Annotated in this window: 22 protein-coding genes; 15 read left to right on the forward strand and 7 right to left on the reverse strand. The window is 65.0% G+C overall.

Annotated elements, in window-relative coordinates:
* Positions 1–149: 149 nt before the first annotated feature.
* On the forward strand, positions 150–1,766 hold the full coding sequence (locus tag LDN75_RS10025; protein WP_223937128.1) for an FAD-binding oxidoreductase: 1,617 nt from the start codon (positions 150–152) through the stop codon (positions 1,764–1,766).
* Here the strand turns inward: LDN75_RS10025 and LDN75_RS10030 are convergent.
* On the reverse strand, positions 1,716–2,768 hold the full coding sequence (locus tag LDN75_RS10030; protein WP_223937129.1) for a helix-turn-helix domain-containing protein: 1,053 nt from the start codon (positions 2,766–2,768) through the stop codon (positions 1,716–1,718). The two genes, LDN75_RS10025 and LDN75_RS10030, sit on opposite strands and share 51 nt — an antisense overlap.
* Before the next feature lie 302 nt (positions 2,769–3,070).
* Between LDN75_RS10030 and LDN75_RS10035 the strand changes: the two genes are divergently transcribed.
* From LDN75_RS10035 to LDN75_RS10045, 3 genes are all read left to right on the forward strand, one after another.
* Positions 3,071–3,601, forward strand: coding sequence for a TetR/AcrR family transcriptional regulator (locus tag LDN75_RS10035; RefSeq protein WP_223937130.1), 531 nt, complete (start codon positions 3,071–3,073; stop codon positions 3,599–3,601).
* Between the two features lie 290 nt (positions 3,602–3,891).
* Positions 3,892–5,112 carry an acetyl-CoA C-acyltransferase gene (locus LDN75_RS10040; RefSeq protein ID WP_223937131.1) on the forward strand — a complete coding sequence of 407 codons (1,221 nt, stop codon included), beginning with the start codon at positions 3,892–3,894 and terminating at the stop codon, positions 5,110–5,112.
* Complete coding sequence (locus LDN75_RS10045; protein WP_223937132.1) at positions 5,109–5,522, forward strand: hotdog fold thioesterase; 414 nt, start codon at positions 5,109–5,111, stop codon at positions 5,520–5,522. The genes LDN75_RS10040 and LDN75_RS10045 overlap by 4 nt, the downstream gene beginning before the upstream one ends.
* A 144-nt stretch (positions 5,523–5,666) precedes the next feature.
* Here LDN75_RS10045 and LDN75_RS10050 read toward each other — a convergent pair whose 3' ends face one another.
* The 4 genes from LDN75_RS10050 to LDN75_RS10065 all read right to left on the reverse strand — a co-directional run bounded on the left by LDN75_RS10050 (position 5,667) and on the right by LDN75_RS10065 (position 10,563).
* Entirely contained in the window at positions 5,667–6,986 is a 1,320-nt protein-coding gene (locus LDN75_RS10050; protein ID WP_223937133.1) for an NADH:flavin oxidoreductase, read from the reverse strand.
* A 93-nt stretch (positions 6,987–7,079) separates the two neighbouring features.
* Positions 7,080–8,102, reverse strand: coding sequence for an ABC transporter permease (locus LDN75_RS10055; RefSeq protein ID WP_223937134.1), 1,023 nt, complete (start codon positions 8,100–8,102; stop codon positions 7,080–7,082).
* Positions 8,099–9,058: an ABC transporter permease gene (locus LDN75_RS10060; protein WP_223937135.1), complete on the reverse strand. Its 960-nt coding sequence runs from the start codon at positions 9,056–9,058 to the stop codon at positions 8,099–8,101. The genes LDN75_RS10055 and LDN75_RS10060 overlap by 4 nt, the downstream gene beginning before the upstream one ends.
* Positions 9,055–10,563, reverse strand: coding sequence for a sugar ABC transporter ATP-binding protein (locus LDN75_RS10065; protein ID WP_223937136.1), 1,509 nt, complete (start codon positions 10,561–10,563; stop codon positions 9,055–9,057). Before LDN75_RS10065 ends, LDN75_RS10060 begins: the two co-directional genes overlap by 4 nt.
* A gap of 120 nt (positions 10,564–10,683) precedes the next feature.
* On the opposite strand from LDN75_RS10065, the gene LDN75_RS10070 reads away from it, so the two are divergent.
* The 3 genes from LDN75_RS10070 to LDN75_RS10080 all read left to right on the forward strand — a co-directional run bounded on the left by LDN75_RS10070 (position 10,684) and on the right by LDN75_RS10080 (position 13,341).
* On the forward strand, positions 10,684–11,943 hold the full coding sequence (locus tag LDN75_RS10070) for a substrate-binding domain-containing protein (RefSeq protein ID WP_223937137.1): 1,260 nt from the start codon (positions 10,684–10,686) through the stop codon (positions 11,941–11,943).
* Positions 11,944–12,220: 277 nt separating this feature from the next.
* Entirely contained in the window at positions 12,221–12,751 is a 531-nt protein-coding gene (locus LDN75_RS10075; RefSeq protein WP_223937138.1) for an MFS transporter, read from the forward strand.
* Entirely contained in the window at positions 12,733–13,341 is a 609-nt protein-coding gene (locus LDN75_RS10080) for an MFS transporter (RefSeq protein ID WP_223937139.1), read from the forward strand. Before LDN75_RS10075 ends, LDN75_RS10080 begins: the two co-directional genes overlap by 19 nt.
* A 379-nt stretch (positions 13,342–13,720) precedes the next feature.
* Here LDN75_RS10080 and LDN75_RS10085 read toward each other — a convergent pair whose 3' ends face one another.
* Positions 13,721–14,740 (reverse strand): dihydrodipicolinate synthase family protein, encoded by a 1,020-nt coding sequence (locus LDN75_RS10085; RefSeq protein WP_223937140.1) that lies wholly within the window; start codon positions 14,738–14,740, stop codon positions 13,721–13,723.
* A 42-nt stretch (positions 14,741–14,782) separates the two neighbouring features.
* Positions 14,783–15,796, reverse strand: a complete 1,014-nt coding sequence (locus LDN75_RS10090) for an ornithine cyclodeaminase family protein (protein ID WP_223937141.1) — start codon at positions 15,794–15,796, stop codon at positions 14,783–14,785.
* A gap of 144 nt (positions 15,797–15,940) precedes the next feature.
* Between LDN75_RS10090 and LDN75_RS10095 the strand changes: the two genes are divergently transcribed.
* The 8 genes from LDN75_RS10095 (at position 15,941) to LDN75_RS10130 (ending at position 25,499) form a co-directional block, all read left to right on the forward strand.
* Positions 15,941–17,317, forward strand: coding sequence for an aldehyde dehydrogenase family protein (locus tag LDN75_RS10095; RefSeq protein WP_223937142.1), 1,377 nt, complete (start codon positions 15,941–15,943; stop codon positions 17,315–17,317).
* Between the two features lie 108 nt (positions 17,318–17,425).
* The gene (locus LDN75_RS10100; RefSeq protein WP_223937143.1) at positions 17,426–18,931 is read left to right on the forward strand and encodes a bifunctional 3-(3-hydroxy-phenyl)propionate/3-hydroxycinnamic acid hydroxylase; all 1,506 of its coding nucleotides are present in this window, start codon (positions 17,426–17,428) and stop codon (positions 18,929–18,931) included.
* A gap of 42 nt (positions 18,932–18,973) precedes the next feature.
* Positions 18,974–19,912 (forward strand): VOC family protein, encoded by a 939-nt coding sequence (locus LDN75_RS10105; protein WP_223937144.1) that lies wholly within the window; start codon positions 18,974–18,976, stop codon positions 19,910–19,912.
* 30 nt (positions 19,913–19,942) lie between these two features.
* Positions 19,943–20,974, forward strand: coding sequence for a fumarylacetoacetate hydrolase family protein (locus LDN75_RS10110; RefSeq protein ID WP_223937145.1), 1,032 nt, complete (start codon positions 19,943–19,945; stop codon positions 20,972–20,974).
* On the forward strand, positions 20,971–21,822 hold the full coding sequence (locus LDN75_RS10115) for an ABC transporter substrate-binding protein (protein WP_223937146.1): 852 nt from the start codon (positions 20,971–20,973) through the stop codon (positions 21,820–21,822). Before LDN75_RS10110 ends, LDN75_RS10115 begins: the two co-directional genes overlap by 4 nt.
* 85 nt (positions 21,823–21,907) lie before the next feature.
* Positions 21,908–22,924 (forward strand): fumarylacetoacetate hydrolase family protein, encoded by a 1,017-nt coding sequence (locus LDN75_RS10120; protein WP_223937147.1) that lies wholly within the window; start codon positions 21,908–21,910, stop codon positions 22,922–22,924.
* Complete coding sequence (locus LDN75_RS10125) at positions 22,924–23,532, forward strand: cupin domain-containing protein (RefSeq protein ID WP_223937148.1); 609 nt, start codon at positions 22,924–22,926, stop codon at positions 23,530–23,532. The genes LDN75_RS10120 and LDN75_RS10125 overlap by 1 nt, the downstream gene beginning before the upstream one ends.
* Positions 23,529–25,499, forward strand: a complete 1,971-nt coding sequence (locus LDN75_RS10130) for an acetoacetate--CoA ligase (RefSeq protein WP_223937149.1) — start codon at positions 23,529–23,531, stop codon at positions 25,497–25,499. Before LDN75_RS10125 ends, LDN75_RS10130 begins: the two co-directional genes overlap by 4 nt.
* The last annotated feature ends 360 nt before the right edge of the window (positions 25,500–25,859 follow it).

Here is a 25,859-nt window from a genome sequence, read left to right on the forward strand (position 1 = left end):
GTAGGCCGGAGGGGTGTGATGGTGCAGTCCGTGCACAGTTCTGTGCACGGACTGCACCATGGGCCCGCAACCGCCCTATTTTGGTGCGGGATCACGCAGGATGGAAAGCACGTGTTACGCACGACACACCGCATCAAAGGAGATGTTGAATGATGAGTACCACCCCAGAGACGTCGACTCACCCGCTCCCGCCCGGCGTGACCGAGCTTGACCTCGAAAAGGCACTCGTGGCGTTCGCTGCAGCGATCGGCGAAGACAAGGTCGAGAGCGACGCCGAATCTCTGCTGGACTTCCAGGATCCCTTCCAGGTTCCCGGCTCCGCGACGAATCTCCCGTCAGCTGTCGTCAGCCCAATGAGTACTGAGGACGTCCAGGCGATCGTTCGGATCGCCAACGAGTATCGCATTCCGTTGTGGCCCATCAGCCGCGGCAAGAACAATGGTTATGGGGGAGCTGCGCCTCAGGTGCGCGGCTCCGTGATGCTCTCGTTCCGGAACATGAACCGCGTCCTGGAGATCAACGAGGAGCTCGGCTACGCGATCGTGGAGCCGGGCGTGAGCTGGTACGACCTGCACGATGCGATCAAGGCCGGCGGGCACAACCTCGTGGCCTCCATCGTGGATATCGGCTGGGGAGGCGTCGTTTCGAACACGCTCGAGCACGGGCTAACCTACATGCCGTACTCGATCGACCAGGCCTCGCACTGCGGCTTTGAGGTCGTACTCCCGAACGGGGACCTCATGCGCACCGGCTCGGGCGCGATGGACAACAACCCGACCTGGCCACTGTACAAGCGGGGCCTCGGGCCGACGTCGACCGAGATGTTCATGCAGTCCAACTACGGCATCGTCACCAAGATGGGCTACTGGCTCATGCCGAAGCCCGAGGTGTACATGCCGCTGTGGCTGCGCGTCTGGGACGAGGCGCAGATGCCCGCCGTGGTCGATGCGCTGCGCGAGCTCATGCTCGACGGCACGATTGATATGCGCCCGCAGCTGTCGAACACGCTCTGCATGGCCTCGATGCTCACCACCCGGGCCGAGTGGTACGCCGGTGAGGGCCCGATGCCGGAGGAGATCATCGATAAGATCGCCAAGGAGATGGGTTTGGGGCGCTGGATGATGCGTTTTGCGCTCTACGGCGACGAAGCGGTGGTTGACCACAACTTCGCCAAGCTTCAGGCGCGCTTCCTGCAGATCCCGAGTGTCGACCTCGTGGGCCAGAAGCACGGGGCCGACGCGTGGGAGACACTGCCCAACCCGCACGAGCGCGTTCAGATCGGGGTGCCGAGCCAGGATCTCTACAAGATGGCAGGCTGGTCAGGCGGCGAGGAGGGCGGCCACGTCGACTTCTCGCCGGTCATCCCGCTTACCTCCCAGCACGCGATCGCCGCGCAGAAGCTGATGGCCGAGATGTGCGCCGAGGTGGGCCTTGATTTCCTCGGCGGCATGCTCCCGATCAACGCGCGTGCAACCACCTTCATCAACGTGATCCCCTTTGACACGAAGAACCCGCAGCAGGTAGCAAAGGCGTACGCCCTGGCCAAGCGCATGGTCGCAGAGGCGGGCAAGCGCGGATACGGCGAATACAGGGCGCACCTGTCCTTTATGGACCTCGCAGCCGATCAATTCGGCTTCAACGACCACGCGTTGCGGCGCTTCAACGAGACGATCAAGGACACGCTCGATCCCAACGGGATTATCGCTCCGGGTAAGTCAGGGATTTGGGGCACCCGCCTGAGGGAGGCCGGATTCCCCCAGGGCTGATTGCGCATCTTCGGGGGAGTCCCCGCCCAGACCAAAGGGTGGGGGCTTCCCCGAAGGATCGGGCAAATGCCTGGCTTCCCGTGGAGCGCAACCGTGAACCTCGCGGAACGCCCTGCTGAAGCTTGCCGGATGGCGGTATCCCCACCTCGCTGCGACCGTCGCGATCGTCGTTTCCGGGGACCGCCGCAACTCACCCACGGCGCCCTCGAACCGGCGTTCGCGGATCCAGGCCGACACCCCGGTGCCGGTGGCTGCAAAGAGCTTGTGGACGTAGCGTGTGGACACGAAATGGGCCTGAGCGATCTGATCTGGCCCGAGTTCAGGGTCGTGCAGATGGTTGATCACGTACCGCTGCATCTGATCGAGCAGTGCCTGAGGGCGGGAGCGCGGATGGGAAATTTCCTGTACGCCGTACATGCTGCGAAGCAATGGCAGCAGCATCTGTGCGGCGCCTTCCCCGTCAGGGCTTGAGAACCCGCTGCCGCTTATGGTCGTTCGGGCGAGCTGCGCGAGGAACGGGGTTGCCGGCCCAGCGAGCCGTCCCTGGCCCGAATCCACCCGCGTCGCGGAACGCCGGGCGAGGCCCTCAGCCTGCGCCCCGATGAACCATTTGGGAATGCTGAATACGATTACCTCGAATCCCTCGCGGCCCTCAAAAGTGGAAGGCCGCGACGTATCCTGGCACGCAATGTCACCGGGGCCAAGAGCACAGCTGCGATCGTCCTGTTCGATTTGGATCATGCCCCTGGTCATCAGATACAGCAAGATGCACTCCGGGTCGGCGGTGGCGATCATCCGCTGCGTGCGTGCCACCCGGTGCGCAAGTCCTTGGATCCACTGGACCCCGACCGGTCCCATCTGGCCACCGGCCAAGCGGGCCTCGAATGACGGCGCCTCGACCGATTCGACGTGCATCGGGAAGAAGCGTTCCGCGATCCCTGCCGACCAGTAATCCCGGCGCTCGGCCGGGGGGACCGACCGGGTGCACGGTACGGAAGTCATCGGCCCGCCTCTGATGCGGTGCCATGATGGATCTGCGGCGCAGGCCAGCAGACCCGCGAATCGACGACTTCCGCGCCAAAGGATGCAGTCAAGGCACCTCCTCAAAAAATTCGATCCGTTTCGCACTGATTGTAAGGCGCGTCACACTGCGATTCAAAATGCCGCATTGGGGTATGCGATGCCCGGACTGCCGGATCGCTCACCAATAATCGTGTACGTTTCGTATTGCATCGCGTTGCCCGTATGGTTGACCCATGGCAGTCAGAAGTCAAGAAAGTCGTCGGGCCGTTTTAGAAGCAACCATGAAGTTGCTCGAAGACTCGGGGCCGGCAGGGTTTACGGTTCAAAAGCTCTCCATTGAGCGCATTGCCCGCGAGGCTGGCGTCAGCAAGACCACCATCTACAGGTGGTGGTCGAGCAAGGTTGCCGTTGTCATCGACACATTCCTGGACAATCACGTCGCGCGAACCCCTGTGCGCGAGGATGTGCCCGCGATCGACGCGCTCCGTGAGCACATGGCCTCCCTCGCGGAGGTTTACGCAGGCAAGGAGGGCCGACTCGTGGCGCAACTCATCGGGGAGTGCCAACAGGACGAGGCAACGATGGCTGAATTCAAGCAGCATTTCTGGACTCCGCGCGCGCTGGTCGTTACGTCACTGGTTGAGCGAGCGATGAGCGAGGGGTCGATGAGAAAAGAACTCGATGCCCAGGTCGTTACCGAACTGCTGTATGCCCCCGTGTACTTCCGCCTGCTGTTCCAATCGGGCCCCCTTGATGCCAAGGCAACCAACTCCATTATGCAGACAGCCCTTGAGGGGCTCGCCGCAAGTTAGTGGCCTTGGGCTTTCAATAGTCCCGTCCGGCCCATGCGGCTCGAATGGGCTCGAAGCCAAGACTTGATCACGTAATTCGGCTTCAGCGGCGTGTGCCGGTAAGCCTTGGGAGACACCTAAAGTTTGTTCAATACGATACGGTTCGTATATATTCAGTGGACGTTGGATGCGTGAACTTGATCCACGCCCGTTGCGCCCATGGACAAATGCGTCCCGGGCCATATCGTCCTCCCCGGCCTTTAGTGCCGGCCGGTCGTGCGGGCGGGCCACTATGAAAGGAACCCCTCATCGTGAACACCGCCATTGCGCCAAATGACGCGGTTGTCGTCGCCTACCGCAGGACACCGATCGGGCGGGCCCGCAAGGGATCGCTGGCTGGTGAACGACCCGAAGACCTCGCGCTGGCAGCCATCCGGGGAGCGCTCTCGGCGTTTGGGCAGATCGATTCCGCCGAATTTGCCGATGCCTACGTCGGATGCGCTGTCCCGCAGGGCGCGCAGGGCGACAACATAGGACGCCGCATCATGGTGCTTGGAGGAATGGACAGCGTCCCGGCGGTCACAGTGAACCGCTTCTGTGCCTCCTCGTTGCAGGCAACCGCGATGGCCGCCCAGGCAGTGCGGGCCGGTGACGGGGAAGCATTTCTGATCGCCGGCGTCGAATCTACCAGTTCGACACCGCCAGTGGTCGAAAACCCCCACCCCGCCTTCGCGGACGCATCACGGCGTGCTGACGACATCTTTGAATCCGGCCAGCCGTGGGTCGACCCCCACGATCACGGACGACTGCCCGATGTGTACCTCTCCATGGGCAAGACCGCCGAGTTCGTGGCACGCCAAACCGGCACCACGCGCCGCGACCAGGACGAATGGGCGATGGAGTCCCAACTCCGGGCGGAGCGGGCGATCGAGTCCGGATACTTCGCCCGCGAGATCGTCCCGGTGACCACGGCTACCGGCACCGTGGTGAGCACGGACGACGGCCCGCGCCCGGGAACCACCCTGGAGGCCCTCTCCGGCCTCAAGCCCGTGTTCCACGAATCTGGAACCGTCACCGCAGGCAACGCCAGCCCGCTCAACGACGGCGCCTCTGCCCTGGTTGTGATGAGTGCCCAACGCGCGGGCGCATTGGGGTTGAAGCCGCTGGCCCGTATCCTGGGCAGCGCCGCAAGCGGCCTTTCCCCAGAGATCATGGGACTGGGTCCCGTGGACTCGTCCCGCCGCCTGCTTGAACGCCTCGGACTGTCGATCGGTGACATTGACATTATTGAGCTTAACGAGGCCTTCGCCGCCCAGGTGGTACCTGTGGTGCAGAAACTGGGCGCAGATCCGGAGCGGGTCAACCCATTTGGCGGGGCGATCGCGCTTGGCCATCCGTTCGGTGCGACCGGCGCGCGGCTGGTCGGAACCCTCATTAATGGACTGCAGACCAGGGGTGGATCGCTCGGCCTGGCCACGCTCTGTGTGGGTGGCGGCCAGGGTATGGCGATGGTAGTGGAAAGGCTGTCGTGAACCAGCCAGCGCTCATTGCCGACCCGGCCCGCTCGATGCTGGCCGCCGACCGAAGCCTGGAAGGCCTGGGCATCCACGTGTTGCATGCCAGCGAGGGACGCGCAACCGCGGTCCTGACGGTCACTCCCGAGATGGCCAACGGGCACGGGATTGCCCACGGTGGATTGGTCTTCGCGTTGGCCGACACCGCGTTCGCCATGGCCGCCAACACCTTCGGCGCCGGAATCGCGACCGCCGAGGCTTCCATCTCCTACATTTCCCCGGCTCACATCGACGACGAACTGTTCGCCTCCGCCGAAGTGGCCTTTCATGAGGGCCGCCGGATGATTGTGGACGTGGTGGTGCGGGCGGGTGAGCGGACTGTCGCCATCTACCGCGGAACGGGCAGGGCCCTGCCCCCTACGGACTGAGGCTGACAGGGCTGCCAATATTAAGCACCCAGACATGCAAGTGTGCCCGGACTCCGAGCTGGAGTCCGGGCACACTTGTGTCCGTACCAAAAATTGCCGCGCCGGACCCCCGTCATGGATGGAGGGTCCGGCCCGGCGTGGATGTCAGCTCTTGGAGCCCTTCTGGCCCGCGGTCGCCAGTTTGTCGGCGATGCCCATGAGGGCCGGGGAGCCGGTCGCGGCGATCAGCAGGCGGTGGACCGGACGCTTGAGCATAATCGATACGGGTTCCTTTGCCCCCGCGAGAACCGCTTCGCGTCCCATGGCCGGGTTTTTGTGGCACCGCACGGGCACGTTGAAGATCAGGCGGCGCAGGCATGAGTTGTCGTGGTCACACCACACAATCTCATTCTGTCGTCCCTGGAGGACCTTGTTGGGGAATTCCGGGTCGGCCAGCATCTGCCGGGCCAGCATGATTCCGTCCGCGAATCCGGCGGTGATGGCGTCTGCACACTGTTGCGGGTCGTAGGTGCTGCTCAGGAGGAGGGGGACGTTGGGCATGGCGGCGCGGAATGCCTGTGGCTCTCCGTGCTCCAGAATTGCGCCCGATTCGGAGGTGACGTTGTTGTCCATCGACTCGTAGTTCGCATCGCTCAGGGCGATATATCCAACCCCTTCCTTCTCAATGATCGCGGCGACCTCCGCGAACCCTGCGGGCCCCTGGCCATCGGGAAGGTGGTCGTTGGTGCTCATCCTCAGGCCCACCGGATAGTCGGTTCCGACCTCGGCGCGAATTGCCCGGATCGTGTCGACGAGGATGCGGGCGCGGTTCTCGGCGCTGCCGCCGTATTCATCAGTCCTCCAGTTGGTCCGCGGTGAGAGGAAGGAGGAATAGAGGTAGCGCATGTGTGCGCCCAGTTCGATGCCGTCGAAGCCGGCCGCCTTGGCACGCCGCACCGCGGTGACGGTCTGCTCCTGGACCTCAAGGATTTCCTCCTTGGTGATCTCCTCCGGCGTCGGGTTCGTTCTGCCGCCGGGAATGTAGAAACCGTGCGGCAGGCGGGGTGCGGCCATGCGAACGGGCTTCGGGCTCGCAGACCTCGTGGGCCGGCCCTCGCCCGGCACACCCATGGCGCCGAAACTGGGGAAGATCTGGGCGAAGATGGGTACTTCGTGCTCGTGTACGGCATCGACCATGCGCCGCAGGCCCGGAATGAACTCGTCGCGGTCGAAGCGCATCAGGGGCTGGAATGGTGCCTCCTGGTTCCCGCGCTCGGTGGCCACGCCGCCACCGATGATCAGCAGTCCAGCTCCGCCGCGTGCGCGGGTTGCGAGGAACGCGATTGTCTGGTCGCTGGGATGGCCGTCCTTCGTGGGCTGGAGCACCGCCATGGGGCTGAGGACATAGCGGTTCTTGATGGTCAGGCCGTCGATTTTCCAGGGGCTGGAAAGCACCTCGGCGACGGTTGCGGTCTCGTGGGACATTGTTCTCCTTGGATTTTCATTGAAGCCGCAGGATGAAATGAATCATCCGTGATTACGTTCGGGTCGTTTTGTATCGAGGGGCGGACTTGGAAGTCAGAACCTGTCGCGGACGTGACGTTCCCTGCCGTAGAGCGAAACCACGGCAAGGATGATGATCCCGAAAATGATGCGGCTCTGAGCCTCCGCGAGTCCGTTGCTCACGATGATCGTGGACAAAAGCGTGAGAGTGAGTGCGCCGAGCAGGGTCCGGGTGTAGCTGCCGCGGATCGAGCCAAAGATGGTACCGCCAACCAGGACAGCGGCCAGGCCCGCGAACAAATATGGCTCCCCGATGGTTTGCGACCATCCCGAGCCGTAGGAGGCAATGAAGATGCCGGCGATCCCGGCCAGGGCGCCGGAGGCGGCAAAGACCAGGGTCCACACCGCTGAGGTGCGAATCCTCGTCAGCCGGGCGGCCCGGAAATTGACTCCCGTAGCATGGAAACGGCGTCCGGCCGCGGTCCGGTTGAGGAAAATCCACATGCCCACCCCGCAGAGGAGCACTATCAGGATGATCGGCGGGAACGGCAAGCCGAAGGTGGTTCCCCGCAGGCTCGCCAAAGAACGCAGCGCCTGCGGCGGGGCGGAGGAGTAGTCGCCGTCGGCGAGGAAGAGCGTCGCGCCCGTCAGCGCCGCGCCGGTACCCAGCGTGACGACCAGTGGCTGGACCGCGAAGCGGTGGCAGATCCAGCCGATCAGGGCACCGATGCCGCCGCAGACCAAGATCGTGATCAGCACGGCGACAATCCCCGGGACCGCGAGCTTGCCCGCGACGTTGGCGGCCATAAAGGCGCCGAAGAGAATGTAGCCTGGCGCGGCAAGGTCCAGTCCGCCCAGGATCACCACGAGCGTCTGACCCATGGCTGCCAGGGCCAACAGGGAAGTGATGACCAGGATCGAGGTGACGGACCTGGGGTTTGCGATGGCAGGGATGGTGATGACCAGCCAGGCCGCCAGGGCCAGGACGACAAGGACCTGCAAGGCAGGCACCTCGAGGACCCATGCCTTGAACCTGGTCCAGGGCCTGGAAATCCGGACCTCGGGTGTTCCTGCGGGGGACAGTGTGTCACTGGTCATGATGCGTTCCTCTTCAAACGGGGTGCCAGCAGCGTCGCGCCTAGCACGACGCCGACGACGAGGACGGCGCCGTAGGCGAATTGGATGAGACTGGGGGCCACGCCCGAGGCGGTGAGCAATTGCTGCAGGAGAAATATGGAGACCGCTCCGAAGAGCGCGCCCAACAGGCCACCGCGTCCGCCGGCGAGACTGGTTCCGCCCAGGACGGCGGCGGCGAGGCCCAGCAAAGCATAGGTGGAGGCGAGTGAGGACTGCGAGGACTGCACAATGGCGGTCAACGCAATGCCGGCGATCCCGGCAAACAGCCCGCCGAGGGTGTAGGCGAGGATCCGGATAACTTTGATGTCGACTCCGGAACCGTAGGCGGAGACATCGCTCTCGCCGGTGGCCAGGAGATTGCTGACAAAGGCCGTGCGGCGCAGGGCGAACCAGATCAGCCCGGCGGCGCCGATCGTCAGGAGAGCGCCGGGGAGAACGCCGATGCTTCCGGCGAACACTTCGGTCCAGTTGTCCGGGGCAGCCACCGGGTTCTGGGCGATGCTCAGGGACAGGCCCACGAGCAGGAACAGCATCCCGGTGGTGGCGACCACCGGGTGCAGGCGCACCACAGCGACAAGGATCCCGTTCAGGGCACCGGCCCCGGCGGCAACGGCCAGGATGATGGGAGCTGCCAGTTGCCAGTTGCCCAGCCCCGCGGGGATGAGGATGGCGACGAAGAAGCAGTTGATAAACGTGGCGAGTGGACCGACCGAAATGTCGATGCCGCCGGCAAGGATCGAGGGCGTGGAGGCGAAACCCACCAGCACGAACGGCGCCAGCGTGGCAAGGGTGCCGGGCAGGCGCTCGGGGGTGAGGAAGGACGGTGAGACGAAAAGGTTCAGCACCAGCAGCACCAGTGCGAGCAGCAAGGCAAAGGCGAAGGGCCAGCGCTGGAACAGGGTCAGGACGCGGTTCATGTGAGGACCTCTGATTTGTGGCCGAAGTATGCGGCGACGATGGATTCAGCGGACAGCTGTGTGTGGGGGATCTGGGCAAATACCGATTGGTCGCGGAAGACCAGGACGCGGTCCGCGAGGTCCACGAGCTCGTCGACCTCGCTGGAGAGGACCACGATGCTCATGCCTTCGGCGCTGAGCCGGTGCAGGATTGCGTAGATCTCCCGCTTGGTCCCGATGTCAACGCCTCGGGTGGGGTCATTGAGCAGCAGGACCTTGGGGTCGGTGGCAAGCCAGCGAGCCAGAAGCACCTTCTGCTGGTTGCCGCCGGACAGGGTGGAGATGGCATCGTGGGCGGCACCGAAGCGAAGGGACAGCAAGTCGGCGAAGGCCTCGAACCGGCGGGCAGTGCTGCGGGTGTCTAGCAGGCCGCCGCGGCGGTCCTTGGCCAGGGTCGGGAGCGCGAAGTTTTCGCGGATTGACATGGACTCGAACAGCGACTCGCCGCGACGTTCGCGAGGCAGGTAGGCGACCCCTAAGGCATCCCCGTTGCGCTCGGTAAGCTCTGCGGCGCCCTCGGGAAGGAGGCGCACGACGCTGCCGGGCCCACCCGCCACACCGGCCAGGCGCCTGATGAACTGGTCCTGGCCGTGGCCCTCGAGCCCCGCTAGGCCCACGATCTCGCCAGCGCGCAGCTCGAAGTCGATGGGTGCCGAGGCCGGTGCCAGGCGGACGGCCGTTCCCTGAAGGAGGGTGTCCCCGGGAACATGCGGTTGCCGCCGGGTGTCGTCATGGCCGGAGTTTCCGGTCATGTCCGTGATCAAGCGGTTGATGGATAGCTCCGACCTGTCCACGGTGGAGACGCTGCGCCCGGACCGCAGGACGGAGACCCGGTCCGAAATCTCCGCGACCTCGTCCATGCGGTGCGAGATGAACAGGATGGCAGTGCCCTCGGCCGCGAGCCGGCGCATCTCGACGAAGAGCCGGTCGCGGGAGCTGACGTCCAGGGAGGCCGTCGACTCGTCGAGGATGAGGACCTTGGGGTTGCGCACGAGTGCGCGGGCAATGCAGAGGGACTGCCGCTCGGAGAGCGAGAGCCTTCCCGCGGGAAGATCCAGCGGAATCTCGCCTGCGATGCGTTTCAGGACGTCCTGGGCTATTGTTCGCTGCTCGGCGCGGCCCAGCCGTCGACGAAACACTCCGTGGAACCCCAGCCAAACGTTTTCGAGGACGGATTGGCTCCCCGCGGTGAGGACTTCCTGGAATACCGTCGCGATCCCCAGGTCCATGGCAGCTCGGGGCGATCGGCTGGTTACGAGGGCACCGTCCAATGTGACGGTGCCGGAATCGGGGCGGTGGACGCCTCCCATGATCTTGACGAGAGTGCTCTTCCCGGAGCCGTTTTCCCCCAGGAGCGTGTGGATTTCGCCCGGCCGGAGGTGGAGGTCCCCGTCGATGAGGGCGCGGGTGGCACCGAAGCGCTTGCTCACCCCGGCGAGCACCAGGCCGGATGGTTGGTTGTTCACGGCGGATCTCCTTGCCAACTAATGTGGTGTAGGTCATATTCGAAACTAGACGAATCGTACAGCATGTGTCTACTCTTATGCGATACGCAACGAAGCGTTTCACTCGGCAAGGAAGAACACATGAAGAAGATGACCTCTTTCCCCCGTTTCACAACATTCGGCGCCGCGATCCTGAGTGCCGGCGCCCTCGTTCTGACAGGCTGCTCGGCATCGGGGCCAGCGGCCCCGGGCTCCTCCGGAGGGAACGCGCCCGGCGCGGCGGAGCCCGCGGCCGCCGGGACCTGCGGGTCGCTGCCGACGGATACGGTGAACGATCCGAACGGCCTGCTGGCCGGTTTCCCCAAGGAGATCGCTGCGGGATACGACCTCTACCCCTACGAGATCCGGAAATCGGCATGGGCCGGCTACAAGTCGAAGAAGACTGATGGTTTCACGGCCGCGATCGTGGGCATGCCACCTGCCAGCCCTTTCATTGCCTCCATGTCGGCGGCGATCCGCACGAGCCTGAAGGCCAGTGGTGTCAAGATCGTCGGCGAATTCGCCCCGGATGACCCGTCGAACGTGCCCCTTCAGCTCCAGCAGTTCAATGAGGCGCTCTCACTCAAGCCGGACGTGATCATCTACACGCCCATCGCACCGGAGCCTTCCGTGGGCCTGGCCAAGGCCGCATTTGACGCCGGCATCCCGCTGGTTGCCGCTCAGGTGCCGATCGATTCCGAGTACGCCGTCAGCGTGACGAGGAATACCCCGCTCGCGATCGCCCAGGTCACCGCCGGCACGCTGAGGGCAATCGGGGGCAAGGGCAACGTCCTGCGCGTCGATGGCATCCCGGGCATCCCGGCCTCGACCTTCGCGAACCTGGGCATCGATGCCGTCCTGAAAAACTGCCCCGAGATTAAGGTATCCGGAACGGTCACCGGCTTTTTCCAGCCGGCAAAAGCCCAGGCGGAGGTCCAGAAGTTCCTGGCGACCAACCCTGCCGGGGTTGACGCCGTTCTCCAGGCCGGAACGATGGGCGTAGGCATCCGCAACGCCTTTGACGACTCGGGCATGGACGTGCCGCCGATCGCGGACGACGGATCGAGCCGCGGGTTCTCTTCCTGGGCGCTGGCAAAGCAGGAGTACCCGTTCTTCGGCACCACGACCCCGTCTGTGCGCACCGGTGAGGCAGTGGCGGACGTGGCGCTGCGCATCCTGAAGGGCCAGGGTCCGAAGATCAACCAGATCGTTGAACCCTCGGTGATTGTCTCCCGGGAGAACCTCGCCATGCTCGCGGATCCCTCGTGGGACCACAATGACCTGACCGACCTGGCCGGCGCCCCGGAGGACTACCTGCCCACCGACCGGCTCAACGAGTTCTTCTCACAGCCCGGGGCATAGGGATGGCCCGAGCCTTGAACACGAGGGGTGAATCCGATACCCGGTCTCCCGGCAGGTCGAGCTCCGAACACCTGACGCCCAGGCACTGGATCTACTTCACTCTGATCACGCTCGTCCTGTTGTCCGACGGCATGGACGTCACGATCGTCAGCCACGTCTTTCCCACGCTCATAAAGAGCTGGGGCGTCTCCGTCGGGGGCGGCATCGCGTTCGTGCTAGCCGTTGGCTTCCTGGCCATGGGCCTTGGTGCCATCGTCGCTGGCGGCCTGTCTGATAGGTGGGGTGCAAGTCCGTCCTCATCGGCAGCGTTCTCGTCTTCGGCGGGGCCACCGCTTTGGGGGGAACGTCTGGCGACTTCACGGCATTCGCCGTCTGGCGGATTCTGGCCCGCCTCGGGATGGGCGCCGCAATGGCGTCCGGAAACACCCTGCTGGCGGACCTGATCCCCGAAAGACGGCGCGCGGCACTGCTCGCGTCGGCCTACGCCGGAGTGGGCCTGGGGACAACGGTCGGGGCAGCTCTCGCCGGCACCTTGATCCCCACCGCGGGATGGCGCGTGCTCCTCGTAGTGGCCGGCCTGATCCCGGTGGCGGCGGTCGCGGCGCTTGCCATCGTGGTCCCCGAATCCCCCGCATTCCTCTCGGCCAAGCGCCCGACGATCCGCACCGTGTCGCCCGGCGTCCGGGGCGCGGAATTGTCCGGCCCGGGGTCCAAGGTATCGTTGGGGACTATCCGTCACGGCCGCTGGCCCCCACGACGGTCCTGCTGTGGCTATTCGGCTTCTTCTCCTTGGGCACCCAATTGCTGATCGCCCAGTACCTGCCTACCTTGCTTCAGCTTCCGGTGCCCGGGCTCAACACCGTGCAGAGCAGCACCATCGTCGGCGCCTACAGCTTGGCGAGTGTCTTGGGAAGCGTGGTGCTTGGCGCCATCCTGGCCAATGTGTCCCGTTTCCTGGTCATCGGAGTTGCCCTCGGGTTGGCTGCCGTCATGTCGGTCTTGGTTTATCTCATACCCGATCCGGGGTTTGGTTCCCTGCTCGTGGTGCTGGGGATCACCGGATTCATTCTGCCAACGGCCTTTGGCCCCACGCGGAGCGTCCTGGCCGCCATGGCCTACCCGGCAAGCATGCGGGGTACTGGAATCGGTGTGGCGGAATTCGGCGGACGGTTGGGGGCGGCTGACGGGGGCGTTGCCGGTGGGACGCTCATCGCGGTCGGAATGGGCCTCTCGAGTCTGTTCGTCGTTCTGCTGTTGCCCATCGGAGTGCTTTTGGGTTCGCTGACGGGGCTTCGCCTGCGATCGAGGCGGACTGGGGCGTCGAAGCAAGCGGAAGTCGGTCCAACTGGCACCGTGCGCGCGGAAGGAACCCCCGAGCGTGCGGCCGCCATGGATTGAGGGCGCCGGATTTCCGGTTGCCACACTGGTTGGGTGCCGGGACGAACCCCGGGTCGGTATGCGGCCACGGGCTTGGAAACCAGGAGGCAAGGTACACGGCGGCATGTCCGTCGGCGGTCCGATTTGATACTCCACGAAACATCTGTTCACGAAGATGTCCGATGGTTTCGCCAAATGGGAACGTGTTCGCTGGATCGGGGCGAGCCCAAGTTCGGGCGCAATTTGACGGCCGACAAGTCGCTGTCGTGGCCCCGACCGCGTCTCCGGGCACTGTATCCGCAAGTCACACGCAAAAAACCCCTTGGAACACTGCACCAGCAAAGCATGAGGTTCAGTGTTCCAAGGTGCTTTCCCATGCCGGCGCAGGGCCGCGCAGGACTTAGGCGCTGACGCGTCCGCGCAGGAACTCGGAGTCAGGGGAGTCGGTGACGGGCAGCCCCGAGGCTTCCAGGCTTGCGCGCAGCTGCTTCATGAAGCGGTCCGGTAGCCTGACTGCCGGCGGACGCAGGGCGCCGCCGTTGAAGCCGGAGAGCCACTCCTGGTACTTCCACTGGGTGCGGTTGATGGAGCTGGTGCCCGGAGTGGAAGTGGACGATACAGCGATATTGGCGGCGCGGGCCGGCTGGACTTCCCAGTAGCGCTTCATGGCTTCTTCCCACCTGCCGGTGCGCGCCAGTTCGAAGGCCTTGGGGTAGTAATCGCCCATCCAGTTCGTGTTCGCGGTGCCGGAGAACTGAACGTCCAGGACCGACATGAGGGGGATTATTTCGGCCTCGATGGGGCAGGAGATCACTACTTCGTCGCGGAAGTGGTGGTACATCTCCATGACTCCGGGGATGCCGGGGTAGCCCTGTTCGGCCTTGATGGCGACGATACTCGGCATCGCGTCAAGGACGCGGCGCACGAACTCCACGCTCATGCCGGCGGGGTGGATGCGCTCGAAGCCCCAGGCGGGCAGCGGGAAGAGCATGGTGGCCAAGTCGGTTTCGTCGGTGAAACGCTTGGTGTAGTCGAAAACCTCGTCGTAGGAGGTCGGCCAGAATGAGGAAGGGTAGGCCAGCAGGGCGCGGTCGGCGCCGGCCTTGCTGGCCAGGTTTGCTGCGTGGATGTTTTCGTCGAGGGTGCCAAAGATGGCGTGGAAGAAGAGTGCGAAGTCCGGGCCGGCTGCTTCGCGGGCGATGGCCGTGATGCGGGCGTTCTCCTCCGGGGTGATGTTGGCTTCCGCGATCAGCAGGGAACCCTTGTAACCGCGTTCCTTGAGCAGGAGGATGTCGTGGCGGATCGCGTTTTCGTTGATGCCGGAGAAGTCGGGGGTGAACGATGGGTGCGTGACGGCGACGGTGCCGACAAAGTTTTCCCGGGCCCAGGAGCGGGCTTCGGATTTGGTGTAGTCCACCATGGTGTACTCCTTGATTGTTGTCAGTGGGGTCTTGTCTCTGGGCTATTTGCGGCTGGTGACGATGCCGACGGGCAGGACGGTGCCGATGCCCTCGGCGCGGGCGCGGTCGACGAGCATCTCGGCAACCACGATGTCCTGCAGGCCGGAACCTGTTGACTTGTAGATTCTGATCCCGTGCTCTGCGTCGATCTTGGTTTCACCGGCCAGGACGTCGTTGAGTGTGATAACGATCGAATCGACCTCGACACCGTGTGCCCGGGCCGCGATCATGTCACCGCTTCCCTGCACGACCTCGTCACGGGTATCCACCACGACCACCGCGGCGCGGGCGATCAGCTCCGCGGGCAGTTCGCGCTGGGCGGGGGTGGTTGAACCGATTGAGACGACCGCGGCGTTCGGGCCGACCCATTCGGCCTGCAGCGTCGGGGACTCATCGCGGGAGCGTGCGGCGCACAGGATGAGATCCGCGCCTTCCGCGGCCTCGCGGGCCGAGCCGACAGCACGTGCGGGTGCGCCGAACGCGCCGTCGAATTCGGCTGCAAAGGCGTCGCGGTTGGCAGGGGTGGGGCTGAACACGCGGATGTCGGCGAACTCCAGCAGGTGGGAAAATGCCGTGAGGTGGGAACGGGCCTCAAAGCCGGAGCCTATCACTCCAACTATCAGCGGCCGTTGCGGCACGATCGTGGATGTGCCCACCGCCGTGGTCGCGGCGGTGCGCAGGCCGGTGACGCGGTTTCCGTCAACCAGCGCCACCAAACCTGCGGTGTCCTTGTCGAAGAGTGAAATCAGGTAGCTGACGCGCAGGCCGTCCGCGAAGGACCCGGCGATTGACTTTGCGCCGAACAGCTGGCCGCTGGGCGGTACAGAGGGCATGATCCGCAACCATTCCCGCGGTGTCTGGGCGAAGATCCGCCCCGGGGTTCCGGCCTCGTCGCCGGGGGCCTTGTAGGCGGTGCGGATGACTTCGATCGCCCCGGCCCAGTCCGAAAGGCTGGCGACGTCGGCGTCGGTGAGGAAGAGCGGAAGTTTGGTCGGCAACTCGCCATTGGTGCTCATAGGGGCACTCCTTGGATGTCGGGCAGCCGGTCCACGGGCTGCGGGCGTGGGTGGATTTATTGAGTGGATCCAAATAGTATCCGATACGAATCGTATCCTATACAATCGTGATCGAGAACACGTCTCAAGGAAAAGGATCCCCCCATGGCAATCGCAACCGTCAACCCGACCACCGGTACGACCGAAATGATCATCGAGCCGCACACGGCCGAGGAAGTCCAAGTGCGCATCGCGGAAGCCGCCGAAGCGGCGCGGCTGCTGCGCGGCACCACCTTCGCCAAACGAGCGCAGTGGATGCTGGCCGCGGCGGACATTCTGGAGGACCGGGCCGAGGGCCTGGGCGAATTGATCACCGTCGAGATGGGCAAGCCCATTGCGCAATCGATCGCCGAGGTGCACAAGTGCGTCAAGGCCATGCGCTTCTACGCCGCGAATGCTGAGGAATTCCTGGCCGATGCCCTGCTGGCGGACCCGTCGACTGTCGGTGCCAGCCGGGCGTGGACGCACTACGAACCGCTTGGCACTGTCCTGGCGGTCATGCCGTGGAACTACCCGCTCTGGCAGGTCATCCGCTTTGCCGCCCCGGCGCTCATGGCCGGAAACTCCGGGCTGCTCAAGCATGCCTCGAACGTGCCCCAGGCTGCGCTCTTTCTTGACACCCTATTCGAGCGGGCGGGCTTCCCGGTCGGTTCTTTCCGCACGCTGCTGATCGGCGGCTCCGAGGTGGGGGCCGTCCTTGCCGATCCGCGCGTCAAGGCGGTCACGCTGACGGGTTCCGAGCCGGCGGGGCGCTCGGTGGCCTCCATTGCCGCTGACCACGTGAAGAAGTCGGTGCTGGAACTGGGCGGGTCGGACCCGTTCATTGTGATGCCCTCAGCGGACGTCGCCGCCGCTGCCGCGACAGCCGTCCGTGCACGAATCAGCAACAACGGCCAGTCCTGCATTGCCGGCAAGCGCTTCGTCGTGCACACCGACGTCTATGACTCGTTCGCCGCCGAATTTGTGAAACTGATGTCGGAGCTTTCCGTCGGGAACCCGCTGGACCCCACGACCCAGGTGGGGCCGCTGGCCACCGCGTCCGGACGCGACGAGCTGGCCGAGCTGGTTGAGGACGCCCGCGCCCTGGGTGCCCAGGTGCTGACCGGCGGCACGATTCCCGAGGGCCCCGGCTTCTTCTATGCCCCCACGGTACTCGCCGGGCTCAGCGAAGAGATGCGGATCATCCAGGAGGAGACCTTCGGGCCCGTCGCGTCCCTGTACCGTGCGGCAGACCGCGAAGATGCCCTGAGAATCGCCAACCAGACCACCTTCGGGCTTTCCAGTGCGGTCTGGACCAACGACGCCCAGGAACAGGAGTGGTTCACGGCCAACCTCGACGCCGGCGCCGTTTTCATCAACGGCATGACGGTCTCCTTCCAGGAGCTGCCGTTCGGCGGGATCAAGCGCTCCGGGTTCGGACGGGAGCTCGCCGCCGTCGGCATCCGGGAGTTCTGCAACCTCAAGACTGTTTGGAAGGCCTGAGCCGCAAGGCTCGACGCGAATTCAGGCCCACACGGGTCCCTTGTGCAGTGAGAGTGATGGGTGTTACATTCTATGCGAAACGATACGTACTGAACTCGAAGGAGAAAGATGGCAAACGTCGTCAATGTTGACGTGGTTGTGATCGGGGGAGGGCCCGTGGGGGTCACGGCCCTGGCGTTGCTGGGCCGCGCGGGCCTGAGCGCCGTCGGCGTGGAACGCGAAGTTCGGGTTTGGCCCACCGCGCGTGCCGTGCATTTCGATGGCGAGACCTTCCGCACGCTCCAGTCGCTGGGGGTGGCCGAGCGCTTTGCCGAGGCCACGTTGCCGATGGCCTCGTTTCACATCGAGAACGAGGAGCGCGAAGTCCTGGTGTCCGTGCCGACCGGTCGGCTCGGCACGCAGGGTTGGCACGATGACCTCACCTTCCACCAGCCGGACATCGAAGTCCTGCTCCGGGACGTCGTCGAGGAGCTTCCCGGCGTCCAGCTCCGCCAAGGCATGACCGTGCTGTCCGTGCGCAATGTTGGGCAGGGGGTCGAGGTCGCGGTGCGCGGTGCGGACCACGAGGAACTTCTCATCCGCGCCCGCTGGGCGATCGCGGCGGACGGGGCGCGTTCGCAGACCCGCCAGACGCTGGGCATCGAGTGCGAAAAACTGGGCGAAGATGCGCAGTGGCTGGTCGCGGACGGAATCCTGGAAGAAGGCCCCGGCCTGGCTTCGGACATGATCTTCCTGGGCCACCACACGCGGCCGGCTTTGTGGATCCGCCTCCCCGGCAAGCGGGTGCGGATGGAGTTCATGCTGATGCAGGGGGATGACCCCGAGGAAATCGCGACCCCCGCGGGTGTAGAAAGGATCAGCGACGGCGTGCTGCCGGTAGACAAGTTCACTGCCGACCGGCTGGCGACCTACACGTTCCGGGGGCGGATCGCCCTACAGTGGCGAGCCGGGAACATCTTCCTGGCCGGGGACGCCGCCCACCAGGCCCCGCCGCTGTTTGGGCAGGGCCTCTGCGCCGGAATGCGTGATGTGGCCAACCTGGTGTGGAAGCTCGATGCCGTCAAGCGCGGTGCGGCAGCCGACAGCCTCCTTGACACTTACGAGAGCGAGCGGAAGCCGCACGCACGGTTCTGGGTCGAGCAGGCAACCAACGCCGCACGCTTCCTGCAAACCACCGACGCCGGCACCGCGAAGCAGCGTGACGCCTTCATCCGCGCAAACCCCGCCGCATCGGCACCGGTCGCCCCCCCGCTGGGCCCGGGCCTGCACGACGGCGACACCGACGACCGTGCCGGCCGGCTCAGCATGCAGCCGATCCTGGCCGACGGGGTGCGGCTGGATGACATGGTGGGTTCCCGCTTCCTGGTGGCAACTACCCGCGAACTCTATGCCGGGCTCCCTGCCTCCCTGCGCAAACAGCTGGAGGGGAACGACGACGTCGTGGTGCTCTTCGATCCGGCCAAGGTCGGACAGATCCTTGCGGCCGCCGGCGCCCAGATCGTCGTCGTTCGCCCGGACCGGTACATCCTGGGCCTCGGCGACACACCCGAGGTCTTGGAACGCCTCATCCGCAGCATCCCGCAGGTCGGCCGCGCCGTGCCGGCACACATCTAAACCCCCAATCCGCGTCCAACAGACAGAACACAGGAGACCATCATGGCATTCAGCCCAATCACACACCTGAGGCATTTCGACATCGCGGTGCCCGACTACCAAAAGCAGGTCGAGTTCTACAAGAACCACTGGGGACTCACCGAAATGGAGAACGACGGCGGCGTGACCTACTTCGCCGCCGAAGGCTCCCCGGAACAGTATTCGGTCCGCGTGCGTAAGGCCGAGGAGAAGCGCCTTGACATGGTCGCGTTCGGCGCGGCGGACAAGACCGCAGTGGACCAACTCGCCTCGGATCTCATTGCCAAGGGCGTGAAGCTCATTGGCGAACCCGATGACGTCAAAACCCTTGGCGGGGGATACGGCTTCCGCTTCTTCGACCTGGAAGGGCGCACGATCGAGGTCTCCTCAGACGTCGAGGTGCGCAAGCACCGCAAGATCGAGGAACGCGAGGCGATCCCGGTGCGGCTCTCCCACGTGGTCCTCAACTCCCCGGAACCAGAAAAGATGCGCGCCTGGTACGAGCAGCACCTGGGCTTCCGCCTCTCCGACACCCTGAACCACCCGCACATGGGCGACCTCTTCTACTTCCTGCGCTGCAACGCACAACACCACTCCATAGCAATCTCCCGCGGCCCGCATGCTTCGCTGCAGCACGCGTCCTTCGAGCTGCGCGGCATCGACGAGTACATGCGCGGCAGCGGCAAGCTGCTGCGTTCGGGGTTCAAGAAGATCTGGGGCCCTGGTCGCCACAAGGCCGGGGACAACACCTTCACCTACTTCCACGATCCCAACGGCAACACCATGGAGTACACCACGGAACTGGACTCGATCGACGAGGATACCTGGCACCCCAGCATCTATGACACCAGCGACCCCGAGACCTCCGACCAGTGGGGCACCGGCGGCGAGATGGACGAGTTCATTGCCCGCGAAATGTTCAACGACAAGGACAAGGGCCTCTACGTCGCCCCGCCGGTATAACGACCACAGATGGTGGCTATTGGAGGATTCATGGGAGAGCAACACGCGAACGAATACGCGCTGGGCACCTTCGAGGACGCCGGGGAGCAGTTCCCCGCGGCGGTCTTCGGGGACCAGGTCGTTGACCTGCGCACCGTGCTGCCCGGAGTCTCACGCATCGGCGATCTCTTCGCCCGCTGGGAGGCGCACCTGGATGTGCTCGGGTCCATCGACCCGGCCGTTGCCGGTGCCCGGGCCCTCGAAGGGCTGAACGTGCTGCCGCCGGTGCAGCCGGTGGGCAGTATCATCGCTGCCGGGGCGAACTACCGCGAGCACGTCCTGCAGATGAGCGTGGCCCACAAGCTCGGCGCCGAAGGTGCCGACGCGGCGCAACTGAAAGCCGACGCGGCAGCCGAAATCGATGAGCGCGGCCGCTCGGGGGACCCGTATGTCTGGACCGGTATCCCATCGGCCGTCTGCGGCGCGTACGATGAGGTGCAGTTGCCGGATGTGGGCGGCAACGTCGACTGGGAACTGGAACTCGGCGTGGTCATTGGCCGCAGGGCGCACCGGGTCTCGGCCGAAGACGCCTTCGACTACGTGGCCGGGTATACCATCGTCAACGACATCACGGCGCGCACGCTGGTCCCGCGCAATGACATCGCGATGATGGGCACCGACTGGTTCCGCGCGAAGAACCAGCCGACGTTCTTTCCCACCGGCCCCTACGTGGTGCCCAAGCGGTTCATCCCGGACCCGGCGAAGCTCCGGATCCGTTTGAGCCTCAACGGCACGCCGATGCAGGACGCCCTCGCCGATGACCTGCTCTTCGACATCCCGAGCCTGATCGCCTACGCCTCCTCGGTGGCCGTGCTGCTGCCAGGGGATGTCCTCATCACCGGTTCGCCGGCGGGCAACGGTTCGCACTGGGGCCGATTCCTGAAGGACGGCGACGTGATGGAGGCGGAAATCTCCGGTCTCGGCATCCAGCGTTCAACGGTACGCGGGCCCAGCGGGCAGTTGCCTCCCTGGTATATGGATCGCCCGGACGCGGTCGCCGCGGCCGGCAGGGCTGCCCCGTGATCCTGCGTCAAAGCCACTTCGTTCCGCCTGTGTCTTATCTGCTGGCCGACGAGCTGGGATTCCTGCGCGGAGTGGAGGTGTTGCCCACCCGGACCACCTCGAGCGCCGAGCAGCTGAGGGAATTGCTCGCCGGCGAGCAGGACATGGTGGTCACGGCGATCGATAACCTGTTCGAATGGACCCGGGCCGGGGCCGACCTGCGCCTGATCGCCCAGGTCGAGGCGACCACGCCGCTGGGCATCCATGCAGGTGCTGACATGGAAACACTGGCGGACCTGGCAGGGTGCCGGTTCGCGGTGGACGCCCCCGACAACGGTTTCGCGCTCATCGCCAAGCGCCTGCTGCGGGACGCCGGCGTCGAGGTCGACTACGTGGTGGTCGGCGGCGTGCGCGAACGCCTTGACGCGCTGCTCGGCGGCCAAGTGGACGCGACCCTGCTCGGGCCGCCGTTCAACCAACTGGCCAAACAGGCCGGGATGCGGCGTGTGATGGACGTCAACAGGATGCTGCCGGACCTGCCGGGCCAAGGCCTGGTGGTCCGCGCCGGGCTTCTCGGCTCCGCGGAGCTGGAACGTTACCTGCGCGCACTGGTGTCCGGAGTGGAAGCCGGCGGGTCGATGGCCGACGCGGAGGGCATCGAGTTGCTTAAACGCTGCGGTTACCAAACCGCGGCAGCGACGGCCTGGAGCACGCGCGCCCGCACGCTTGCGGTGGATCCTCGCGGACTGGGGCTGCTGACCGGGATCCGTCGAAGCCTAGGCATGCTTGTGCCGGACATTAGTCTGGAGGAGCTCTGCGACGGCGAACCGCTCCTGAGGGCCACACGGTCCGCCACTATCGGTAACTGAGCGTCACCCACGAAGTTGCCTATTGCAACCACATCACCCCAATGCGATACTGTACGTATCGTATGAGAGATTTGAAGGAGTACTCATGAAACTGGGACGTATAGCAGTGCCCACGCCCGACGGCGAGCAGATCCGACTCGTCGCTGTCCAGCCGGAGCAGCGGCGGGTTATTGACCTCGCCCGCGCCTATGCCCTGACGCTTCAGCGCAGGGCGGCGGAGCCCGAGCGTGCCCGGGCACTCGCCCTCGCGGTGCTTCCCGGAAGCCTGGCGGCAGGAATCGGGGGAGGCGCCGCATTCCTGGACGCCGCCCACGATGCGCTCGCCGCGGCCGACGACGCTTCGCTTGCCCTCGACGAGGTCTCATGGCGCGCGGCTGTCGACTCGCCGGTCATTCGCGATGGGCTGACGTTCGAGCAGCACATCCAGAACTTTCACCGGGTTGTCGCCAAAGCTCAGCCGGCACGGTCAATCTACGAGCGTCCGGGGTATTTCAAGGGCACGACGGCCATGTCCTACGGACACAACCAGGTACTGCCCTATCCCGACTTCACAGAAGCCCTCGATTGGGAGCTCGAGGTCGGCTATGTCGTGGGCAAGTCCGGCAGCGACCTGACCCCGGACACGGCGATGGACCATCTCTTCGGCATCACCGTCTTCAACGATTTCAGTGCACGCGATATCCAGGGTGCGGAAATGGCCATCGGTATGGGCCCGCAGAAGTGCAAGGACTTCGGCTACGGCATCGGCCCCTGGGTCACCACGATGGACGAAATTGACTCCATCGAGGGGTTGCGTGGCCAGGTCCGCGTCAACGGGGAGGTTCTCTCCGATACCAAGGTGGAAGACTTCGTCTACACGCCCGCCGAGTTGCTCGCCTACGTCTCGATCTCCGACCGCCTGCAGCCGGGTGACCTTATCGGTTCGGGCACCATGGGCTTTGGCGCCGGCGTTGAGATCGGCAAATTCCTGAAGCCAGGTGACGTCATTGAGTTGGAACTCGAGGGCGTCGGCACGCTGCGCACCCCGATCTCCACTGAACGTCAAAAGGCCCCGTGGTGGCCCGAGCCCCGCACCTACCCGCACGAAGAATGGGTGGCGTAATGACCCGGCCCCCAGTTCGCCGCATCGTCACCGGGCACGACGATCAGGGACGCGCCATCATCCTCTCGGACGGCGCCGCGCCCAACCACTGGTCATCGGAAGTAATTCCGGGATTCGGCGCCACCGTGCCCTGGCTGACCGCAGCCGGACCCATCGACCACGTCAGCGACGTCGACCCGGCCACGGCGGACGCCGAGATCCCCAGCTTCCCCGCCGCCGGCGAGACGATCCTCCGCATCGCCGACTTCCCGCCGGACTCCGTCTATCCGGACGAGGCAGGCTCGGTGATTTTCAGCGAGATCGACGGGCACGACGAGGCCCAAGCGGGTGCCGAGCACAGCGGGTCAAAGCACTTTTGGTTCCACCGCACCGACTCGCTGGACTACGCGGTGGTTCTCGAGGGTGAAATCACGTTGTTGGTTGATGAGGGCGAGGCGACCATGCGCGCCGGCGATGTTGCCGTGCAACGCGCCACCAGCCACGCGTGGTCCAACCGCACGGACACCACGGCCAGGGTCCTCTTCGTGCTGATCGGGACCGAGCCCCTCACGGCAGCCCAGATCGCCGAGCGGCGCAGGGAGGCTTCCCGGCCCTTGGAGAGAGCATGATCCTCGACGCCCAGGCCGCCGACGGCGACGTGATCTGGGAGCCGGATCTCGAACTCAGCGCGGAGACCGCCGTCGAACGTTTCGCCGCCTTCCTTGGCGGGCAGGGCATCGACGTCGGTACGGGCTATGACGAGCTCTGGCAGTGGTCGGTGGATGAGCCCGAGCAGTTCTGGGAGCTCTTTGCCCGGTTTGCGGGAGTCGAGTTCGGTGGGGCGGCAGGGCCCGTCTGCACCAACGATCCCATGCCGCACACGCGCTGGTTCCCGGGGCGCACGCTCAACTTCGCCCGGCACCTGCTGCAGGGCCACGAGGGAATCGCACTGGTTGGCATCGCCGAGGACGGGACGCGCGAGGAGATCACCTGGGATGCTCTGCGGCGCGAGGTGGCTTCGCTGGCCGCGCACCTTCGCGTCCGGGGCGTAGGCCACGGGGACAAGGTCGTGGCGGTCCTTCCCAACGTTGCCGAGGCCGTCGTCGGGCTGCTCGCCGCTGCCTCGATCGGTGCCGTCTGGTCAGTCTGCGCCCCGGAGTTCGGCCCGGGCGCAATCGTCTCGCGGTTCGCCCAGCTCGCTCCTAAGGTCGTCATCGCCGCCCCTGGTTACATGCTCGGCGGGAAGGACCGTGACCGCCGCGCGGAGTTGGAGGAAATCTTCGCCCAGCTCCCCACCCTCGAGCACGTGATCTGGGTGGGACGGCATACCTCAATTCCGTGTATCCCGACCCGGGCCCCGGCCGTGGACTGGGCACAGGCCGTGGCTGAAGCGGCGGAGCTCGTCTTCGACGACGTTGAGTTCAGTCACCCCCTATGGGTTCTGTTCTCCTCCGGGACTACGGGCATCCCGAAGGGCATCGTGCACGGGCATGGTGGGGCACTGCTGGAGGAAATGAAAATGCTCCTCATCCATTCCAACTTGAGGCCCGGTGACCGCTACCTCAACGTGGCCTCGACGAGTTGGGTGCTCTGGAATTCCCTTGTCTCCGCCTTAGGCGTAGGGGCGACTGCGGTGCTCATCGACGGAAATCCCACCTTCCCGTCGATCGACAGGGTGTGGCAGATCGCCGCAGCCGAGCGGGTCGCGGTCCTCGGTGTCGGTGCGGGATTTGTTCACTCCTGCGCGAAGGCCTCACTGGTGCCAATGCAGGACCACGACCTGGGAGCCTTGAAATCCCTTCAGGTCACCGGATCACCGCTCTCGACCGACGGCTACCGCTGGGTCTACGGCAATGTGGGCGACATCTGGCTGGCCTCGATGAGTGGTGGCACCGACATAGCCTCCATCTTCGTGGGAGGATCCCCGACGCTCCCGGTGCATGTCGGCTACATCCAGGCTCCGGCACTCGGGGTACGCGTGGAGTCCTGGGATGAAGCGGGCAATCCCACCCGGGGCAAGGGCGAACTGGTGGTGACCAAGGCAATGCCCTCCATGCCCCTGAGCTTCTGGGGCGATGACGGCAGCCGATACCACGAGAGCTACTTCGCCATGTATCCGGGGGTGTGGCGGCATGGGGACTACATCGAGTTCACGGACCGGGGCATCCTTATCCACGGCCGTTCCGACTCGACTCTCAACCGCAACGGGCTGCGGCTCGGTTCGGCGGATATCTACGCGGTGGTTGAATCACTGCCGGAAGTCGCCGAGGCCATGATTGTCGGCGCGGAACTGGGCACTGATTACTACATGCCGCTGTTCGTTCACCTGGCTGACGGTACCAATCCGGACGTGGCGAGAGATGCGATTACCAGATCCATCCGTGAGAACCTCTCCGTCCGGTACCTTCCCGACGAGATCATCTTCATGCCGGGGATTCCTCATACCCGCACCGGAAAGAAGCTGGAGGTCCCGGTCAAGCGGCTTTTGCAGGGGGCGGGCCTGGGAACGGTCGCGGATCTCGGGTCGGTGGATGATCCCGAGCTGCTGAAAGAATATTCGCGGTTTGCCCTTGAGCGGCAGACCGTATCACCCTAAGCGGTACCGCTACCGGTCCTACTGGCATCAAGGACGTCGGGGAGGTCGAGCCGGACCGGCGTAAGCCAGGTCCGGCTCGTCGTTTTCGTTGTGCATGCAGCACTGAAACGCGAGTGGTGGTCCCAAAATTGCCTAAGGGTGGTGGACTGCTTCTTTGGACCACACCGTGACGACGGAGGTTGCCGGCGCGGGGACAAAGGTGTTTGGTGACAAGCCCTTTGCCTTCGGTTGAACAGGTGTGGTTGGGCCGTGATATCAGCAGGCTGTAGTCGAGTCTCCGCCCACCATCGCCCGGACAAGGTCGATCTGCGGGACGACATGAGGTGCAATAGCTGATCCGCAACCTTCACCGTCCTGGTC

This window comes from Arthrobacter sp. StoSoilB5, from assembly GCF_019977235.1.
GTDB lineage: Bacteria > Actinomycetota > Actinomycetes > Actinomycetales > Micrococcaceae > Arthrobacter.

What these genes read in the sequence shown, in the direction of transcription:
- LDN75_RS10025 (WP_223937128.1), top strand. Translation starts at nt 150, where the DNA reads ATGATGAGTACCACCCCAGAGACGTCGACTCACCCGCTCCCGCCCGGC.
- LDN75_RS10030 (WP_223937129.1), bottom strand. Translation starts at nt 2,768, where the DNA reads ATGACTTCCGTACCGTGCACCCGGTCGGTCCCCCCGGCCGAGCGCCGG.
- LDN75_RS10035 (WP_223937130.1), top strand. Translation starts at nt 3,071, where the DNA reads ATGAAGTTGCTCGAAGACTCGGGGCCGGCAGGGTTTACGGTTCAAAAG.
- LDN75_RS10050 (WP_223937133.1), bottom strand. Translation starts at nt 6,986, where the DNA reads ATGTCCCACGAGACCGCAACCGTCGCCGAGGTGCTTTCCAGCCCCTGG.
- LDN75_RS10055 (WP_223937134.1), bottom strand. Translation starts at nt 8,102, where the DNA reads ATGACCAGTGACACACTGTCCCCCGCAGGAACACCCGAGGTCCGGATT.
- LDN75_RS10060 (WP_223937135.1), bottom strand. Translation starts at nt 9,058, where the DNA reads ATGAACCGCGTCCTGACCCTGTTCCAGCGCTGGCCCTTCGCCTTTGCC.
- LDN75_RS10070 (WP_223937137.1), top strand. Translation starts at nt 10,684, where the DNA reads ATGAAGAAGATGACCTCTTTCCCCCGTTTCACAACATTCGGCGCCGCG.
- LDN75_RS10085 (WP_223937140.1), bottom strand. Translation starts at nt 14,740, where the DNA reads ATGGTGGACTACACCAAATCCGAAGCCCGCTCCTGGGCCCGGGAAAAC.
- LDN75_RS10090 (WP_223937141.1), bottom strand. Translation starts at nt 15,796, where the DNA reads ATGAGCACCAATGGCGAGTTGCCGACCAAACTTCCGCTCTTCCTCACC.
- LDN75_RS10095 (WP_223937142.1), top strand. Translation starts at nt 15,941, where the DNA reads ATGGCAATCGCAACCGTCAACCCGACCACCGGTACGACCGAAATGATC.
- LDN75_RS10100 (WP_223937143.1), top strand. Translation starts at nt 17,426, where the DNA reads ATGGCAAACGTCGTCAATGTTGACGTGGTTGTGATCGGGGGAGGGCCC.
- LDN75_RS10105 (WP_223937144.1), top strand. Translation starts at nt 18,974, where the DNA reads ATGGCATTCAGCCCAATCACACACCTGAGGCATTTCGACATCGCGGTG.
- LDN75_RS10110 (WP_223937145.1), top strand. Translation starts at nt 19,943, where the DNA reads ATGGGAGAGCAACACGCGAACGAATACGCGCTGGGCACCTTCGAGGAC.
- LDN75_RS10120 (WP_223937147.1), top strand. Translation starts at nt 21,908, where the DNA reads ATGAAACTGGGACGTATAGCAGTGCCCACGCCCGACGGCGAGCAGATC.
- LDN75_RS10125 (WP_223937148.1), top strand. Translation starts at nt 22,924, where the DNA reads ATGACCCGGCCCCCAGTTCGCCGCATCGTCACCGGGCACGACGATCAG.
- LDN75_RS10130 (WP_223937149.1), top strand. Translation starts at nt 23,529, where the DNA reads ATGATCCTCGACGCCCAGGCCGCCGACGGCGACGTGATCTGGGAGCCG.